Source organism: Burkholderia sp. YIM B11467 (genome assembly GCF_052952715.1).
Genome location: NZ_JBQVSQ010000010.1, coordinates 1 through 16713, shown reverse-complemented (window position 1 = coordinate 16713; position 16713 = coordinate 1). Strand labels below are relative to the sequence as shown.

The following is a 16713-nucleotide window of genomic DNA, read 5'->3' as shown; positions in this document are numbered from 1 at the left end:
AGACGCGGCCGAAGGTGCTGTGAACTGAACCGTCAAAATTTCGCATGTCTCTCGCAGGTCAATCATGGACGAACAACTGAAGCAGGCCGCTCTCGCTTATCACCTGAACCCGAAACCCGGCAAGATTTCGGTCACCCCGACCAAGCCGCTGTCGAACCAGCTCGATCTGTCGCTCGCGTATTCGCCGGGCGTCGCCGCCGCGTGCGAGGCGATCCACGCCGATCCGCTCGACGCGCAGAAGTACACGTCGCGCGGCAACCTCGTCGGCGTGATCACGAACGGCACGGCCGTGCTCGGTCTCGGCAACATCGGCCCGCTCGCCGCGAAGCCGGTGATGGAAGGCAAGGGCTGCCTCTTCAAGAAATTCGCGGGCATCGACGTGTTCGACATCGAACTGTCGGAGTCCGACCCCGACAAGCTCGTCGAGGCGATCGCGATGCTCGAGCCGACGCTCGGCGGCATCAACCTCGAGGACATCAAGGCGCCGGAATGCTTCTACATCGAGCAGAAGCTGCGCGAGCGCATGAAGATCCCCGTTTTCCACGATGACCAGCACGGCACCGCGATCATCGCGTCGGCCGCGATCCTGAACGGCCTGAAGGTCGTCGGCAAGCAGCTGTCCGAAGTGAAGCTCGTGTGCTCGGGCGCCGGCGCCGCGGCAATCGCGTGTCTGGACCTGCTGGTGAACCTCGGCCTGACGAAGTCGAACATCCTCGTCGCCGATTCGAAGGGCGTGATCTACGAAGGGCGCGGCAATCTCGATCCGTCGAAGCAGCGTTATGCGGCCACGACCGACGCGCGCACGCTCGCCGATGCGATCGTCGGCGCCGACGTGTTCCTCGGCTGCTCGAGCGCGGGCGTGCTGAAGCAGGACATGGTCAAGACGATGGGCGACCGGCCGCTGATCCTGGCGCTCGCGAACCCGGAACCGGAAATCCGCCCGGAAGACGCGAAGGCCGTGCGCCCGGACGCGATCGTCGCGACCGGCCGTTCGGACTACCCGAACCAGGTCAACAACGTACTGTGCTTCCCGTTCATCTTCCGCGGCGCGCTCGACGTCGGCGCGACGACGATCACGGAAGAAATGAAGCTCGCCTGCGTGCGCGCGATCGCCGAACTGGCGCAGGAAACCGACCAGAGCGAGGAAGTCGCGAAGGCGTATGAAGGTCATTCGCTCGAATTCGGGCCGGATTACCTGATTCCGAAGCCGTTCGACCCGCGCCTGATCATCAAGATCGCGCCGGCCGTTGCGCAGGCCGCGATGGATTCGGGCGTCGCCACGCGTCCGATCCAGGACATGGACGCGTACCGCGAGCAGCTCGGCGCGACCGTCTACCGCACCGGCATGGTAATGCGCCCGGTGTTCGCGACCGCGAAGAAGAAGCAGGCTCGCATCGTGTTCGCCGAGGGCGAGGACGAGCGCGTGCTGCGTGCCGCGCAGTTCGTGCTGCAGGAAAAGATCGCGCAGCCGATCATCGTTGGCCGTCCGTCGGTCGTCGAGATGCGCCTGCAGAAGATCGGCTCGAAGTTGAAGGCCGGTGTCGATTTCGAAATCGTCAATCCGGAAGACGACACGCGCTACCACCGCTACTGGCAGGCGTACCACGACATCGCCGCGCGCGACGGCGTGACGCCGGAAGTCGCGAAGGCCGCGCTGCGCAAGTTCAACACGCTGATCGGCGCGATGCTCGTGCACCTGGGCGACGCGGACGGGATGATCTGCGGGATGATCGACACGTTCCACAGCCACCTGAAGTTCATCGAGCAGGTGCTGGGCCGCGCGAAGGGCGCCGAGCACTTCGCGGCGATGAACCTGCTGATGCTGCCGGGCCGCAACCTGTTCGTGTGCGACACGTACGTGAACGAGCTGCCGAGCGCCGAACAGCTCGCCGACATGACGATCCAGGCCGCGGCCGAGATCGAGCGCTTCGGCATCGCGCCGAAGGCCGCGCTGCTGTCGAACTCGAACTTCGGCAGCGCGCCGTCGGCGTCGTCGCGCCGGATGGCCGAGGCACGCAAGCTGATCGTCGAACGTGCGCCGAACCTGGAAGTCGACGGCGAAATGCACGGCGACGCCGCGCTGTCGGAAATGATCCGCAAGCAGGCATTCCCGGGCACGACGCTGTCGGGCGAAGCGAACCTGCTGATCATGCCGAACGTCGAAGCCGCGAACATCGCGTACAACCTGCTGAAGATGGTCGGCGGCGAAGGCGTGACGGTCGGCCCGTTCCTGCTCGGCGCCGCGAAGCCGGCCCACATCCTGACGCCGGCCGCGACCGTGCGCCGGATCATCAACATGACGGCCGTTGCCGCCGCGAACGTGAACACGAAGTAAGTTCGCAACCGCGAGTGCCGCGCTTCACGCGCGGTGCAATGAAAAACGCCACGAAGCTTGCGCTCCGTGGCGTTTTTTTTATCGCGAAGCGCCGGCGGCGCGGGCGGGCGTCCGTACCGCGAACGCCCGTCGCGTGCCGTTACGCGACCTGCTGGTGCGACTGGCTGCCTGTCGGCGAACGCCACTTCGCGAGCAGCGTGTCCCACTTCTGGCGTACCGCGCGCAGGTTGTTCTCCTTCACGTGGCCGTAGCCGCGAATGCCGTCCGGCAGCGCCGCGAGTTCGAGCGCGAGCGGGCGGTTGGCCGCGTTCAGCTTGGCCGTCACTTCGTCGATCAGCGCTTCGTACTCGCCGATCAGCGCGCGCTCGGTGCGGCGTTCCTCGGTGCGGCCGAACGGGTCGAGCCCCGTGCCGCGCAGGAACTTCGCCTTCGCGAGCAGCCGGAACGCCGACATCATCCACGGGCCGTACGCCTTCTTCACGAGATGGCCATGGGCGTCCGTCTTCGCGAACAGCGGCGGCGCGAGGTGGAATTTCAGCTTCCAGTCGCCTTCGAACTGCGCGGACAGGCGGGCGAGGAACGCGGGATCGGACTGCAGCCGCGCGACTTCGTATTCGTCCTTGTACGCCATCAGCTTGAACAGGTTGCGCGCGACCGCTTCGGTCAGTTGCTCCTGCATCGTGTCGCCGTCCGCCAGCGCGCGCTCGGCTGCGCGTACCTTGTCGACGAACGCCGCATAACGCGATGCGTATGCTGCGTTCTGGTACGCGGTGAGAAATTCCACGCGCTTCGCGATCAAGGCGTCGACCGCCTTCTTCGTGTGCAGCGCGATCACCGTGGCGCCTTGCGCGGGGCGTGCATCGCCGGCCGCGGCCTGCTTCACGCTGGCAAGGTCGTACGCGGCGCGGCGGCCCCAGTCGAATGCAGCGCGGTTCTTGTCGACCGACACGGCGTTCAGCTCGATCGCGCGTTCGAGCGATGCGAGCGTGAGCGGCAGCCAGCCTTTCTGCCACGCATAACCGAGCACGAACGGGTTCGTGTAGATCGCGTCGCCGAGCAGCGCCACCGCGAAGCGGTTTGCGTCGATGAAATCGACCGCTTCACCGGCCGCCGCGCGGATGTCGTTCTCCGCGGACAGGCCGGGGAATGCCCAGTTCGGGTTCTTGATGAACTCGGCGGTCGGCGTCTGCGCGCTGTTGACGACCACGCGCGTCGTGTCGTGCCGCATCCGCGACGTGCACTCGTCACCGGCCGTAACGATCGCGTCGCAGCCGATCACGAGATCGGCTTCGCCCATCGCGATCCGCGTCGCGTGGATGTCGGTCGGCGCATGCGAGATCTGCACGTGGCTCATCACCGCGCCACCCTTCTGCGCGAGGCCCGTGACGTCGAGCACGGTCACGCCCTTGTTCTCGAGGTGCGCGGCCATCCCGAGCAGCGCGCCGATCGTGACGACACCCGTGCCGCCGACGCCCGTGACGAGCACGCCGTAGGCCCGGTCGATGTCCGGCAGCGTCGGTTCCGGGATCGGCGGCAGTGCGTTGCCGTCGACCGAAACCGCCTTCGGCTTCTTCAACTGGCCGCCCTCGACCGTGACGAAGCTCGGGCAGAAGCCCTTCACGCACGAGAAGTCCTTGTTGCAGCTCGACTGGTTGATCTGGCGCTTCGTGCCGAATTCGGTTTCCAGCGGCTCGACCGACAGGCAGTTCGATTGCACCGAGCAGTCGCCGCAACCTTCACACACCGCGTCGTTGATCACGACGCGCTTGGCCGGGTCCGGATACGTGCCGCGCTTGCGGCGACGGCGCTTCTCGGTCGCGCAGGTCTGGTCGTAGATCAGGATCGTCGTGCCTTCGATCTCGCGCAGCTCACGCTGCACGTCGTCGAGCTGGTCGCGATGATGGATCGTCACGCCGGGCGCGAGCAGCGCCTTCTGGCTGTCGTACTTCTCCGGCTCGTCGGTGACGATCACGATCTTCTTCGCGCCTTCGGACGCGAGCTGGTGCGTGATCTGCGGCACCGTCAGCACGCCGTCGACCGGCTGGCCGCCCGTCATCGCGACGGCGTCGTTGTAGAGGATCTTGTAGGTGATGTTCGCCTTCGACGAGATCGCCGCCCGCACCGCCAGCAGGCCCGAGTGGAAATAGGTGCCGTCGCCGAGGTTCGCGAACACGTGCTTCTCGTCCGTGAACGGCGCCTGGCCGATCCACGGCACGCCTTCGCCACCCATCTGGCTGAAGGTGCTCGTGCTGCGGTCCATCCACACGGTCATGTAGTGGCAGCCGATGCCGGCGATCGCGCGCGAGCCTTCCGGCACGTTGGTCGACGTGTTGTGCGGGCAGCCCGAGCAGAACCACGGCTTGCGCTCGGTCTGCACGTGCGGCTTCGCGAGCGCCATTTCCTTCGCGTTGATCACCGCGAGCCGCGCGGCGATGCGCGCACGCACGTCGGACGGCAGCTCGAACTTCTCGAGGCGCGTCGCGATCGCCTTCGCGATGATCGCGGGCGACAGTTCGTAGTGCGCGGGCAGCAGCCAGTTGCCCATCGGCACCGACCATTCGCCGCCGGCGCCGTCCTTCTCGTCGAACTTGCCGAACACGCGCGGCCGTTGCCCGTCGGGCCAGTTGTACAGCTCTTCCTTGATCGCGTATTCGAGGATCTGGCGCTTTTCCTCGACGACGAGGATTTCGTCGAGGCCGCGCGCGAACGCTTGCGCGCCCTGCGCTTCGAGCGGCCACACGCAGCCGACCTTGTAAAGCCGGATGCCGATCCGCGCGCAGGTTTCATCGTCGAGACCGAGGTCGGTCAGCGCCTGGCGCACGTCGAGGTACGCCTTGCCGCCGGTCACGATCCCGAAGCGTGCGCTCGGCGAATCGATCTCGATCCGGTCGAGCTTGTTCGCGCGAACATAGGCGAGCGCCGCGTACCACTTGTAGTCGAGCAGCCGCGCTTCCTGCACGAGCGGCGGGTCGGGCCAGCGGATGTTCAGGCCGCCGTCCGGGACAATGAAGTCGGTCGGCAGCACGATCTCGGTGCGATGCGGGTCGATGTCGACCGACGCCGACGATTCGACGACGTCCGTCACGCACTTGAGCGCGACCCACAGGCCCGAGTAGCGGCTCATCGCCCAGCCGTGCAGGCCGAAATCGAGATATTCCTGCACGTTGGACGGGAACAGCACGGGCAGCCCGCAGGCCTTGAAGATGTGCTCGGACTGGTGTGCGAGCGTCGACGATTTCGCCGCGTGGTCGTCGCCGGCGAGCACCAGCACGCCGCCGTGCTGCGACGAGCCGGCCGAGTTCGCGTGCTTGAATACATCGCCCGTGCGGTCGACGCCCGGGCCCTTGCCGTACCACATGCCGAACACGCCGTCGTGCTTCGCGCCGGGGTACAGGTTCACCTGCTGCGAGCCCCACACGGCGGTGGCGGCGAGATCTTCGTTGAGGCCGGGCTGGAAGACGATCTGGTGGGCCGCCAGGTGCTGCTTGGCCTTCCAGAGCGAGAGGTCGAGGCCGCCGAGGGGCGAACCGCGATAGCCGGAAATGAACCCGGCCGTATTGAGACCGGCGGCGCGGTCGCGTTCCTGCTGGAGCATCGGCAGGCGCACGAGGGCCTGAATGCCGCTCATGTACGCGCGACCGCGTTCCAGTGTGTATTTGTCATCAAGCGTGACGGACTTCAGCGCGGCTTCTAGCGACGCGCGTTGGTCTGCGTCTAGCGGGGCATTCATTAACAGTCTCCTCCACCCAGTTTGGGATCACCAAAACTCGACTGCTCCGGCGTCTTTTGAACGCGTCGGCAGTGGCCGGCATATTGGCCGGTTTTAAGCGATGGTAGCACTGGGGCAAACCCGCCGCCTGTCGGCCGGATGGCGGCGGCGGGCCAGGAAAACAGGGCGTGATGATGCGTTACATCATGTAAATGCATGTAAAGCCGGCCCCATCTGCGGGCAAATGCCGTTAATCTTGTCGGCCTGCCGGAGGTGCCCGGTCGCGTGGGTTTATTTCGACGCAATCGGGGAGGCGCCGGCAGTTTTACAGGAGGTGCAATGAACACACGTCATATCCAGAGTTTTCTGGTCGTGTCCGCCGCGTTTTTCGCGATGACCGGCCCGGTGCACGCGCAAGGCGCAAGCGCACTGGCGGCAGCCGGCGCGCAGATGCGTCAGATCGTGCCGGCCCAGAACACCGACGCGCAGCCGTCGGCCGAGCGCGCCGTCGAGTCGAAGGCGAACGCGCGTTGATCCGGTCGCGCGGCCCGCGGGTCGCGCCGGAACGCAAAAAGGGCGGGAATCCTCGGATTCCCGCCCTTTTTCTTTGTGCCACCGGATCGCGCAGCCGGCCGGGTTGCCCCGGGCCGCCGCGCGCCGGGTGCGTCAGGCCTTGTCCTGCACGACGCCGCGGCGGATCTGGTCGAGTTCGATCGATTCGAACAGCGCCTTGAAGTTGCCTTCGCCGAAACCCTGGTTGCCCTTGCGCTGGATGATCTCGAAGAAGATCGGCCCGATCTGGTTCTCGGTGAAGATCTGCAGCAGCAGGTCGTCGCGTGCGCCGTCGATCAGGATCTTGCGCTTCTTCAGCTCGTCCAGCGATTCGCCGTGGTCCGGCACGCGGCGGTCGACCAGTTCGTAATAGGTGTCGATCGTGTCGAGCAGCTTCACTTCCTTGCTGCGCAGGCCATCGACCGCGCCGTAGATATCGCTGGCGCCCAGCGCGATGTGCTGGATGCCTTCGCCGTGATACGCGTCGAGGTATTCCTGGATCTGGCCGGCGGTGTCCGAGCCTTCCTCGTTGATCGGGATGCGGATCTTGCCGCACGGCGACGTCATCGCCTTCGACTTCACGCCCGTCACCTTGCCTTCGATGTCGAAGTAGCGCACTTCGCGGAAGTTGAACAGGCGTTCGTAGAACTCGGCCCATTCCTGCATGCGGCCGCGGTGCACGTTGTGCGTCAGGTGGTCGATGTAGGTGAGGCCGTGACCGACCGGGTTCGGGTTCGCGCCGGCGATCGGCTCGAAGTCGACGTCGTAGATGCTGATGTCGCCGATCGCGCCCGGCTGCGCGCCGTTCTTGCCGCGCCAGCGGTCGACGAAGTAGATCAGCGAATCGCCGATGCCCTTGATCGCCGGGATGTTCAGCTCCATCGGGCCCGTCTTGTTGTCGAAGCCCCATGCGCCGAGTTCCAGCGCGTGCTTGTACGCCTTCGCGGCGTCCTGCACGCGGAACGCGATCGCGCAGATCGACGGGCCGTGCAGGCGCGCGAAGCGTTGCGCGAACGAATCCGGTTCGGCGTTGATGATGAAGTTGATGTCGCCCTGGCGGTACACCGTCACGTCCTTGTGGCGGTGGCGCGCGATCGCGGTGAAACCCATCCGTTCGAACAGTTGTCCGAGCGCTTTCGGGTCCGGTGCCGTGTATTCGATGAATTCGAAGCCGTCGGTGCCGACGGGGTTGTCCCAGTTGGGGATCTGCATGGCGTGTCTCCTGTGCTTGGCGATCGGCCGGGGCGATCGACGTGCGCGTGCCCGGCCCGGTTCGATGTCGAAGGCGGCGCACGCGTCGGCGTGCGCAACGAATCGGTACGTGCGACAGAGTGTAGCGGGCGGCCGCGAGCGGAAACTTGCGAAGTTAATCGCCCGCCCCTACGATGGCGCAATTTCCAGTCTCTAAACAATCATTGGAGGGCAGAAGATGGCGCAAGCCGAATTGGATGCCATCGACCGGCGGATTCTCGCGATTCTTCAGGAGAACGGGCGCCTGTCGAACCAGGAGATCGCCGAGCGCGTGAACCTGTCGCCGAGCCCGTGCCTGAGGCGGATCCGGCGGCTCGAGGAGATCGGCGTGATCACCGGTTATGTCGCGCTGTTGAACCCGCAGAAGCTCGGGCTCGACCTGCTGGCGTACGTGAGCGTGCGACTCGAGAAGCGCGGCGGCCTGGCGCCGGTCCGGGCCGACGAGACGTCGGCGCGCGCGGGCGCGACCCATGCGGAACTGTTTCGCGCGGCCGTGCAGACCTGGCCGGAAGTGGTCGCGTGCCACGCGATGACGGGAGACATGGATTACCTGCTGCGCGTGCAGGTCGAGGACATGGCGCATTTCTCCCGCTTCGTGCAGGAGCATTTGCTGCATCACCCGTCGGTCATCGACGTGAAGACGAGCTTTTCGCTCGAATGCTTCAAGGAGACGACCGCGTTGCCGATTCGATCGGTGCGATAGCGCGCCGGGCGAGGAAGGGAGGGGCCGGGCGCGCCGCGGGCGCGGCCCGGTCGGCCGACGTTACGCCGTCAGTGCGGCGGGCATCAGCGATTCGATGAACTTCGTCGTGCGGTGTGCCTGGCGCTTGAGCGCGTAGTCGAACACCGCAGCCTGTTCCTGCAGCATCTCGGCGATGATCGTCGAGTGGTCGGCCGGCGGCAACGACAGGTACGCATCGGCTTCGCCGTACGCGTACTCGATCCGCATCCCGGACTTCTTCGCGATGTGCATCATCGTCGCATTGCGCGACAGGCAGTGCATGTACAGCATCGTCACGTGCGTGTTGCGGCTGCGGATCGCCGCGCGCTCGAACAGCTTCGAGCCGACACCGCGGCCGCGCGCGCTTTCGAGCACCGACACGCCGAATTCGGCCGTGCGCTTGTCGCCCTCGGCCGGCAGGTAGGCCAGGTGGCCGACGCCGATCAGTTCGAGGTTGTGGTCGAACACGCCGAACACGGTGTCGCGACCGAAGTCCATCGTGCGGACATAGTTCTCGATCACGTGGTCGGGCACCATCTGGCCGAAGCGCAGCAGGCGGTCCTCTACGTCGAGCGAGAGAAAGTGGGTGAGCATTTGCTCACGGTCTTTGGAAGCCAGTTCCCTGACGAGAACCGGCGCACTACCGGCGGTGCCGACGACATCGGCATTGCCGTTCAATTGCGTGTTCATCGTGGGTTCCTCAAGTGTGACCGTACAGCGGATTGTGCAACGCAACAGCATTTTACCCGACCGTCAGCCCACGGATTGGGGAAAACCCGTATTTAACCTTATTTGTGCTGGAGGATGAATTCTAAATCCGCTTAGTTAATTTTCTATCTATTTGATTTTTAACGAATTAAAAATTCATCATATGAAATGCGTGGCGGGCTGTCGCAGTGTGCCCGTCGCGCAACGTTTGCTGCTACGCGGCAATCAGGCCGTCGGCGTCAGCCCGCGCTCGATCAGGTCGATCACCTGTTCGGCGAAATCGCGGTAGCCGAGGCGGCCGCCCGGCTTCAGCCACGTGAACGTCCAGTTGATCATCCCGAACACCATCATCGTCACGGAAGTCTGGTTTTCCTTCGAGATGCGGTCCGGGTAGGCGCGCGCGAGCTGCCGCGCGAACGCCGCGACGATGTCGCGCTGGCGGTCGAGCACGATTTCCCGCTGCGCGTCCTCGAGATACTTCACGTCGTTGAGCAGCGCGACATGGCGGCTGTGCGACGTCTCGTATTCGGCGAGGAATGCGCGCACGAGCTCGGCGAACGCGTCGCGCTCGCTGAGGCCGCGCCGCTGGCTCGCGGCTTCGACCTCGGCGATGATCAGCATCAGCCGCTTCGTGTAGCGGTCGAGCAGGTCGAACAGGATCGCTTCCTTGCTCTCGTAATAGTGATAGAGGCGTGCTTTCGACGTGCCGCTCGCGGTCGCGAGATCGGACATCGACGTGCTCGGGTAGCTCGTCTGCGCGAATTTCTCGGCGGCCAGATCGAGGATCTGCTCGCGCTGGGATTCGTGGTCGGGCGCTCGGGTACGGGCCATGGTCGAATGCGGAAGATTAGCGGGGCGCGGCGGTCGCGCGCACCTGCGTGGAAGAGAGGGCGTCAGGCGCGTCGTCCTGCAGCTCGAGCCGGCCGGCGGCCGCGAGTTCGCGACAGCGCCACCAGGCGATCGAGTCGCTGACGAACAGCCCGCCGCGGTCGGCGTCGGCCATGATGCTGCCGACGAGGCGCCGTGCGGGCAGCCAGTCGGATTCCGCGCGCGCGACGATCAGCGTGTCGAGGTCGGCGTAGTGGCCGCTCTTGATCGTGTTGCTGACCCAGTAGCGCAGTTCGGCGTTCAGGTGTTTCGCTTCCTGCCATTCGAGCGCGAGGCGGCCGATGCGCAGCACCGAGATCGGCGCGGCCATCGGCCGTTTCCGCGCGAGTTCGGCCGGCGAGAACATCCCGGTCGCGCACGCCTGGTCGGTGCGCGACAGCGACGCGCGCTGCGCGGCGTCGAGGTCGGCGGCCGACAGCCGCACTTCGTTCAGCCGCTGCGGGACGTTGCGCAGGTGATAGGCGACGCGGCGCAGCAGCAGCTTGTCGCCGACGCTCGGCGCGTGCCACACGACCACCTGGCCCGTGTCCATCGCGAGCTGGTCGAGGCGTGCGAATTCGTCGTCGATTTCCGCGTTCCAGTCGGGAATCTGGTCGCCGAGCACGCGCTGCCAGAAGGCGGCGCGCGTGTCGGGCGTCTCGTCGGCGCCCTTGAGCGGCCCGACGCCGAGATCGTCGAGCAATCCGACGACGCGCTCGTCGCGTCCGGCTTGCGCGAGAGCCTCGCGCAGCGACGCGGCGGCGGAGCCGCCCTGAATCACATGAATGGTACTCATCGGCCTGTCGTCAACAAAAGAAAACCGCCGGCCGGGCGGACGTTGCGATGTCCAGCCGGCCGGCGGCCCCTAGTGTAAGCGAGATGTGTGACGGCGAGAAACCGTCCGGCGCCGCGACGCGACGTCGCTCAACGCTCGTCGTAGCTCACCACGACCTTGTCGCTGATCGGGTGGCACTGGCACGTGAGCACGAAACCGTCCTTCACTTCGTGGTCCTCGAGCGTGTAGTTCTTCTCCATCCGCACTTCGCCCTCGATCACTTTCGCGCGGCACGTGCAGCACACGCCGCCCTTGCAGGCGTACGGCAGCGCGAGGCCCGCGCGCAGGCCGACGTCGAGCAGGCTCACGCCTTCGTACGGCAGGCGCAGCTTGCGCTTCTTGCCGTCGAGGACGATTTCCAGGTCGGCGGCCGGCGTCTGGTCGGTGATGTCGACGACCGGCGCACCGGCCTGCGGCAGCGGCGTGCCGAAGCGCTCGACATGCACCTTCTCCCGCGGTACGCCGGCTGCCTGCAGCGCGGCTTCGGCCGCGTCCATCATCGGCGCGGGGCCGCAGATGAACGCCTCGTCGATCGCGTCGGCCGGCGTCAGCGTGCCGAGGAATTCCGCGCATTTCGCCTGGTCGAGCACGCCGTTGAACAGCTCGACGTCCTGCTGGTCGTCCGACAGCACGTGATAGAGGACGAAGCGGTTCATGTAGCGGTTCTTCAGGTCCTCGAGCTCCTCCGCGAACATGATCGCGTCGACGCTGCGGTTGCCGTAGATCAGCGTGAACGTGCTGCGCGGCTCGACTTCGAGCGTCGTCTTCACGATCGCGAGCACCGGCGTGATCCCCGAGCCGCCGGAAAACGCGACGTACTGCTTGCCGTGGTCGGCGTTGAGGTGCGTGAAGAAGCGGCCGTCCGGCGTCATCACGTCGATCGTGTGGCCCGGCTTCAGCGAATCGAACGCAAAGTTCGAGAAGCGGCCACCGCGTACGCGCTTGATGCCGATGCGCAGTTCGCCGTCACGGTCGTAGTCCGTCGTGCCGACGCAGATCGAATACGAGCGGCGCGTCTCCTCGCCGTCGATGTGGGTCTTCAGCGTGACGAACTGGCCCTGCGTGAAGCGGTACGCGTCGCGCAGTTCGGGCGGCACGTCGAAGGAGACGGTGACGGCGTCGGCGGTCTCGGGCCGCACGTCGCGGATACGCAGCGAGTGAAATTGCGGGGTCGCCATATTCAGTAGGGTTTGAAGTAGTCGAAGGGTTCGCGGCAGTCGACGCAGCGATACAGCGCCTTGCAGGCCGTGGACGCGAATTGCGCGAGACGCTCGGTGCGGGCCGAACCGCAGCGCGGGCAGGCGGGTGCCGCGACCGGCCGTGGCACGAAACGCACGACGTTTTCCCGCGGCGCGGCGCTGCCGCACTGGCCGACCGGCGGCGCGATGCCGTACGCGCGCAGCTTCTCGCGCGCTTCCTGCGTGATCCAGTCGGTCGTCCAAGCGGGTGCGAGCACCGTCTCGATCCGGTGCGGCGGGAGATCGGCGCCCTGCAGCGCGGCGGCGATGTCCTCGGCGATCTGCGACATGGCCGGGCAGCCCGAGTAGGTCGGCGTGATCACGACTTCGAGCAGGCCGTCGTCCGCGCGGCGGACGTCGCGCAGGATGCCGAGCTCGCGGATCGACACGACCGGGATCTCGGGATCGGGCACGGCTTCGAGCAGGTCCCAAGCACGGGCGAGCAGCGGATCGTCGCGGCGTGCGGCGGGCGTGGCGTGGGCGTGGGCGGCGGTCTGGACGGACATCGTCGGGCTCCGTGGCGTCGGGGTTACCAGGTCGCGCCGGGATGCTGGCGCGCGAGGCTCTGCATTTCCGCGAGCAGGTAGCCCATGTGCTCCGAGTGCTCGCCCTGCTTGCCGGTCGTCACATGCTTCACCGGCGCCGGCAGCGTGAGTGTCGCTTCCGCGAGCGCATCGTCCACGTCCGCGCGCCATGCGGCTTCGATCGAAGCCGGTGCCGGGCCGATGCCCGGTGCGGCGATTGCGTCGTCGACCGCATCGGCGACGAAGAATTCGCGCGTGTACGGGGCCAGGTAGTCGAGCGCATCCTGCGCGCGGCGGTGCGATTCGTCGGTGCCGTCACCAAGGCGAACGAGCCACTCGCGCGCGTGCTGCACGTGATAGCGGGTTTCCTTCACCGATTTCGCGGCGATCGCGGCAAGCTGCGTGTCGGTCGACGTTTCCAGCGCGCTCCACACGTGGAGCATCAGCGCCGCGTAAAGGAAGTTGCGCACGATCGTCACCGCGTAGTCCTTGTCGGCGTGCGCGGTGCCGGCGACCGGGCCGTAGTGCGGCAGCTCGGCGAGCGTGAAGTTCGCGAACTCGCGCTCGGTACGGAAGTACGCGTAGTCGTCCTCGGTCTTCGTCGCACCGGTGAGCTGGCGCTCGAGTTCGGCCGCGTGCGTATACAGCATGCGTGCCTGGCCGATGAGATCGAGGCTCATGTTGGTGAGCGCGATGTCTTCTTCGAGGATCGGGCCGTGGCCGCACCATTCGGCATTGCGCTGACCGAGGATCAGCGCGTTGTCCGCGAGGCGCAGCACGTAGGAGAGGTGTTCGGGCGTGATCGTCATGGCGCGGGCGTTACATGTGGTTGACTTCGTCGGGCAGCGTGTAGAACGTCGGGTGACGGTAGATCTTGTCGCCCGCCGGTTCGAACAGTTCGGCCTTCTCGTTCGGATCCGATGCGATGATCGCCGACGACGGCACCACCCAGATGCTCACGCCTTCCTGGCGGCGCGTGTAGACGTCGCGCGCCATGCGCAGCGCCATCGTCGCGTCGGCGGCGTGCAGGCTGCCGCAATGCTTGTGGTCGAGGCCCTGCTTGCTGCGCACGAACACTTCCCAGATCGGCCATTCCTTGTTCATCACTTTCTCCTGATTCCCTGATTCCTGAATTCGATGGTTGCCGCTCAGGCGGCGTGCTGTTCGGCGCGGGCGCGGCGCTTCGCTTCGTGCGCGAGCGCGGCTTCGCGTACCCATGCGCCGTCCTCGTGCGCTTTCACGCGGGTCGCGAGGCGCTCCTTGTTGCACGGGCCGTCGCCGTTGACGACGCGCCAGAATTCGTCCCAGTCGATCGTGCCGTAGTCGTGATGGCCGCGCGCGTCGTTCCACTTCAGGTCGGGGTCGGGCAGCGTCACGCCGAGTACCTTCGCCTGGTCGACCGTCGCGTCGACGAACTTCTGTCGCAGGTCGTCGTTCGAGATCCGCTTGATGCCCCATTTCGCGGACTGGCTGCTGTGGACCGAATCGGCGTCGCTCGGGCCGAACATCATCAGCACCGGCCACCACCAGCGGTCCACGGCCTGCTGGACCATCGCGCGCTGCGCGTCGCTGCCCTTCATCATCGACAGCAGTGCGTCGAAACCTTGGCGCTGGTGGAACGACTCTTCCTTGCACACGCGGATCATCGCGCGTGCATACGGGCCGTACGTGCAGCGGCACAGCGGGATCTGGTTCATGATCGCGGCGCCGTCGACGAGCCAGCCGATCACGCCGACGTCGGCCCAGGTCGGCGTCGGATAGTTGAAGATGCTCGAGTATTTCGCCTTGCCGGCGTGCAGCGCGTCGATCAGCGAATCGCGCGACACGCCGAGCGTTTCGGCCGCGCTATAAAGATAGAGGCCGTGGCCGGCTTCGTCCTGGACCTTCGCGAGCAGGATCGCCTTGCGCTTCAGGCTCGGCGCGCGCGAGATCCAGTTGCCTTCGGGCAGCATGCCGACGACTTCCGAATGCGCGTGCTGCGAGATCTGGCGAACCAGCGTCTTGCGATAGGCGTCGGGCATCCAGTCCTGCGGTTCGATCTTGCCGTCCGCGGCCATGATCGCATCGAACCGCGCCTGCTCGGGCGACTCGGCTGCGGCGTCGAGCGGCGCGACGTTGCCGGGGATGTCGAGGGATTGCGTGTACATGGCGAGGCTCTCGTCCGGTTGAATGTCTGCGAAGTATAAACCAACCGACCGGTCGGTTAATAAATTTCTTGCGGATTTGCGGCGAGACGCGGGTAAACGAGAAACGTCGGGGCGCGATCAGGCGTCGCGGCCGCGGTCCGGTGCGTGGCTCCCGCATCTTCTGCGGCACAATGCCCGCTTTCCGATGAGGATTTTGCCGATGTCATTTCGAAGCAGTTTCGCCGCGGTCGTGCTGGGTGCGGCCGTTTTCGTGTCGCCGCTCGCTGCGTCGGCCGCGCCGTCCGGATGGGTTGCTGCGTGGGCGACCGCGTTGCAGCCGATTCCCGACCTTGCTGCGCCGCCGCCGCTCTATCGTGCACCCGACGTGGCTGGGCGGACCGTGCGCCAGATCGTTTATCCGACGGTGTCGGGGCGGGCCGCGCGGATTCGCGTCAGCAATGCCTACGGTCGCGCGCCGTTGGTCGTCGAGGCCGCGAGCCTCGCGCGCGCCGGTGAAGGTGCCGCGCTCGCCGGCGGCGCGGCGGTGCCGGTCCGGTTCGGCGGCAAGGCGTCGGTGACGCTCGCGCCGGGCCAGGAAATCGAAAGCGATCCGGTGGGGATCGACGTGACGGCCGGGCGGCCGGTTGCAATCAGCTTCCAGATGGGACAGAACCAGCGGATGACGGTCTGGCACCGCGTGTCGAACCAGTTCAACTATGTCTCTGCACCGGGCGACCATGTGGGGGATCCGAACGCCGCCACGTTCCGCACCCGTTTTACCCAATATGCATGGGTGACGGAACTGGCCGTCGAAGCGGGTTCCGCGCGAGCCAGCGTGGCGGCGATCGGCGATTCGATCACCGACGGGCTGCGCTCGAGCCTGAACCGGAACCGCCGCTGGCCGGATGCGCTGGCGCGTCGGCTGACGGCGTCGGGCGTGGAGTCGGTCGGCGTCGCGAATCTCGGTATCAGCGGGAACCGGCTGCTCAGCGATTCGGCGTGCTACGGCACGTCGCTGGCGTCGCGGTTCGAGCGCGATGCGCTGTCGCGCGCGGGCGTGAAGGCGGCGATCGTGCTGATCGGGATCAACGACATCAATTTCGCGGCGATGCCGCCGCGCGCGGGGCTCGATTGCGACCACCCGCATACGCAGGTCACGGCCGCGTCGCTGATCGACGGTTATCGCCGGCTGATCGAGGCGGCGCACCGCCAGGGCGTGAAGGTGTTCGGCGCGACGCTCACGCCGGCCGGTTTGCCGGCCGGGCGCGAGGAGATCCGGCTCGAGGTGAACCGCTGGATCCGGAGCGGCGGCGGGTTCGACGGTGTGGTCGACTTCGATGCGGTGCTGCGCGATCCGGCACGCCCGAGCGTGCTGCAGCGCCGATTCGATAGCGGCGACGGCATTCACCCGAGCGACGCAGGCTACACGGCGATGGCCGACGCGGTACCGGTCGAGCAACTGCAGGCTGCCGTGGGCGGCAAGTGACACCCTTCTATATATAGAGTGAAGCGCTGCCGGCGGCCTGGAGGTCGGCAGCGACACCCGGCCCGTCGAGCCCAAAGCCTCCGTGCGCGTCAGCGCACGGGGGCTTTTTTCAAATTTTCTTCACAAAGGGGCTTGCGCGAACGGGGCGGGGTGCATAGAATCACGCCTCTTTCGCGCTAACGGAAACACGGCGCGGGAGAGGGAAGCGGTGCAGTTGGGGTGCGGTGGTAACGGGCCCTGGCAGTGCACGAAGTTGAACCCCGCAGTCGCAACGAAGCAGTTAAAAAGTTGTTGACGAACTGCGAAACACGGTTCATAATCTCGCTTCTCTGCTGCTGAAAACGCAGCGCTGCTGAGAAAC

14 protein-coding genes are annotated in these 16713 nt (G+C 66.2%); 4 read left to right on the top strand and 10 right to left on the bottom strand.

Features of this window, described 5'->3' with window-relative positions; translation table 11 throughout:
* The first annotated feature begins 64 nt into the window (after positions 1 to 64).
* The gene (locus tag ACTRWB_RS28855) at positions 65 to 2335 is read left to right on the top strand and encodes an NADP-dependent malic enzyme (RefSeq protein WP_129513499.1); all 2271 of its coding nucleotides are present in this window, start codon (positions 65 to 67) and stop codon (positions 2333 to 2335) included.
* Between the two features lie 139 nt (positions 2336 to 2474).
* Here the strand turns inward: ACTRWB_RS28855 and ACTRWB_RS28850 are convergent, their stop codons facing one another.
* Complete coding sequence (locus tag ACTRWB_RS28850; RefSeq protein WP_446903859.1) at positions 2475 to 6065, bottom strand: indolepyruvate ferredoxin oxidoreductase family protein; 3591 nt, start codon at positions 6063 to 6065, stop codon at positions 2475 to 2477.
* 318 nt (positions 6066 to 6383) lie between these two features.
* On the opposite strand from ACTRWB_RS28850, the gene ACTRWB_RS28845 reads away from it, so the two are divergent.
* Complete coding sequence (locus ACTRWB_RS28845; protein WP_048248171.1) at positions 6384 to 6578, top strand: hypothetical protein; 195 nt, start codon at positions 6384 to 6386, stop codon at positions 6576 to 6578.
* Between the two features lie 132 nt (positions 6579 to 6710).
* Here ACTRWB_RS28845 and hppD read toward each other — a convergent pair whose 3' ends face one another.
* A complete protein-coding gene (hppD, locus tag ACTRWB_RS28840; protein ID WP_048248172.1) occupies positions 6711 to 7808 on the bottom strand; it encodes a 4-hydroxyphenylpyruvate dioxygenase in 1098 nt (365 codons plus the stop codon).
* A 217-nt stretch (positions 7809 to 8025) separates the two neighbouring features.
* On the opposite strand from hppD, the gene ACTRWB_RS28835 reads away from it, so the two are divergent.
* Entirely contained in the window at positions 8026 to 8550 is a 525-nt protein-coding gene (locus ACTRWB_RS28835; RefSeq protein WP_011350656.1) for an Lrp/AsnC family transcriptional regulator, read from the top strand.
* A gap of 60 nt (positions 8551 to 8610) precedes the next feature.
* Here the strand turns inward: ACTRWB_RS28835 and ACTRWB_RS28830 are convergent, their stop codons facing one another.
* The 8 genes from ACTRWB_RS28830 to paaA all read right to left on the bottom strand — a co-directional run bounded on the left by ACTRWB_RS28830 (position 8611) and on the right by paaA (position 14887).
* Positions 8611 to 9258, bottom strand: coding sequence for a GNAT family N-acetyltransferase (locus ACTRWB_RS28830; RefSeq protein WP_129513502.1), 648 nt, complete (start codon positions 9256 to 9258; stop codon positions 8611 to 8613).
* 243 nt (positions 9259 to 9501) lie between these two features.
* The gene (locus ACTRWB_RS28825; RefSeq protein WP_129513504.1) at positions 9502 to 10107 is read right to left on the bottom strand and encodes a TetR/AcrR family transcriptional regulator; all 606 of its coding nucleotides are present in this window, start codon (positions 10105 to 10107) and stop codon (positions 9502 to 9504) included.
* A gap of 16 nt (positions 10108 to 10123) precedes the next feature.
* Positions 10124 to 10939 carry a DUF1835 domain-containing protein gene (locus ACTRWB_RS28820; RefSeq protein ID WP_446903858.1) on the bottom strand — a complete coding sequence of 272 codons (816 nt, stop codon included), beginning with the start codon at positions 10937 to 10939 and terminating at the stop codon, positions 10124 to 10126.
* A gap of 128 nt (positions 10940 to 11067) precedes the next feature.
* Positions 11068 to 12156 carry a 1,2-phenylacetyl-CoA epoxidase subunit PaaE gene (paaE, locus tag ACTRWB_RS28815; protein ID WP_193097477.1) on the bottom strand — a complete coding sequence of 363 codons (1089 nt, stop codon included), beginning with the start codon at positions 12154 to 12156 and terminating at the stop codon, positions 11068 to 11070.
* 2 nt (positions 12157 to 12158) lie between these two features.
* A complete protein-coding gene (paaD, locus tag ACTRWB_RS28810; protein ID WP_129513507.1) occupies positions 12159 to 12722 on the bottom strand; it encodes a 1,2-phenylacetyl-CoA epoxidase subunit PaaD in 564 nt (187 codons plus the stop codon).
* Between the two features lie 23 nt (positions 12723 to 12745).
* Positions 12746 to 13549 carry a 1,2-phenylacetyl-CoA epoxidase subunit PaaC gene (gene paaC, locus ACTRWB_RS28805; RefSeq protein WP_446903857.1) on the bottom strand — a complete coding sequence of 268 codons (804 nt, stop codon included), beginning with the start codon at positions 13547 to 13549 and terminating at the stop codon, positions 12746 to 12748.
* A gap of 10 nt (positions 13550 to 13559) precedes the next feature.
* Positions 13560 to 13844: a 1,2-phenylacetyl-CoA epoxidase subunit PaaB gene (gene paaB, locus ACTRWB_RS28800; protein WP_446903856.1), complete on the bottom strand. Its 285-nt coding sequence runs from the start codon at positions 13842 to 13844 to the stop codon at positions 13560 to 13562.
* A gap of 44 nt (positions 13845 to 13888) precedes the next feature.
* On the bottom strand, positions 13889 to 14887 hold the full coding sequence (gene paaA, locus ACTRWB_RS28795; protein ID WP_193097480.1) for a 1,2-phenylacetyl-CoA epoxidase subunit PaaA: 999 nt from the start codon (positions 14885 to 14887) through the stop codon (positions 13889 to 13891).
* A 199-nt stretch (positions 14888 to 15086) separates the two neighbouring features.
* On the opposite strand from paaA, the gene ACTRWB_RS28790 reads away from it, so the two are divergent.
* Positions 15087 to 16352 (top strand): SGNH/GDSL hydrolase family protein, encoded by a 1266-nt coding sequence (locus ACTRWB_RS28790; protein WP_446903855.1) that lies wholly within the window; start codon positions 15087 to 15089, stop codon positions 16350 to 16352.
* Positions 16353 to 16713: the final 361 nt, after the last annotated feature.

Bases quoted from the DNA above. Each gene is read 5' to 3' on its own strand.
- ACTRWB_RS28855 (WP_129513499.1), top strand. From the start codon at position 65: ATGGACGAACAACTGAAGCAGGCCGCTCTCGCTTATCACCTGAACCCG.
- ACTRWB_RS28850 (WP_446903859.1), bottom strand. From the start codon at position 6,065: ATGAATGCCCCGCTAGACGCAGACCAACGCGCGTCGCTAGAAGCCGCG.
- ACTRWB_RS28845 (WP_048248171.1), top strand. From the start codon at position 6,384: ATGAACACACGTCATATCCAGAGTTTTCTGGTCGTGTCCGCCGCGTTT.
- hppD (WP_048248172.1), bottom strand. From the start codon at position 7,808: ATGCAGATCCCCAACTGGGACAACCCCGTCGGCACCGACGGCTTCGAA.
- ACTRWB_RS28835 (WP_011350656.1), top strand. From the start codon at position 8,026: ATGGCGCAAGCCGAATTGGATGCCATCGACCGGCGGATTCTCGCGATT.
- ACTRWB_RS28830 (WP_129513502.1), bottom strand. From the start codon at position 9,258: ATGAACACGCAATTGAACGGCAATGCCGATGTCGTCGGCACCGCCGGT.
- ACTRWB_RS28825 (WP_129513504.1), bottom strand. From the start codon at position 10,107: ATGGCCCGTACCCGAGCGCCCGACCACGAATCCCAGCGCGAGCAGATC.
- ACTRWB_RS28820 (WP_446903858.1), bottom strand. From the start codon at position 10,939: ATGAGTACCATTCATGTGATTCAGGGCGGCTCCGCCGCCGCGTCGCTG.
- paaE (WP_193097477.1), bottom strand. From the start codon at position 12,156: ATGGCGACCCCGCAATTTCACTCGCTGCGTATCCGCGACGTGCGGCCC.
- paaD (WP_129513507.1), bottom strand. From the start codon at position 12,722: ATGTCCGTCCAGACCGCCGCCCACGCCCACGCCACGCCCGCCGCACGC.
- paaC (WP_446903857.1), bottom strand. From the start codon at position 13,549: ATGACGATCACGCCCGAACACCTCTCCTACGTGCTGCGCCTCGCGGAC.
- paaB (WP_446903856.1), bottom strand. From the start codon at position 13,844: ATGAACAAGGAATGGCCGATCTGGGAAGTGTTCGTGCGCAGCAAGCAG.
- paaA (WP_193097480.1), bottom strand. From the start codon at position 14,887: ATGTACACGCAATCCCTCGACATCCCCGGCAACGTCGCGCCGCTCGAC.
- ACTRWB_RS28790 (WP_446903855.1), top strand. From the start codon at position 15,087: ATGTCATTTCGAAGCAGTTTCGCCGCGGTCGTGCTGGGTGCGGCCGTT.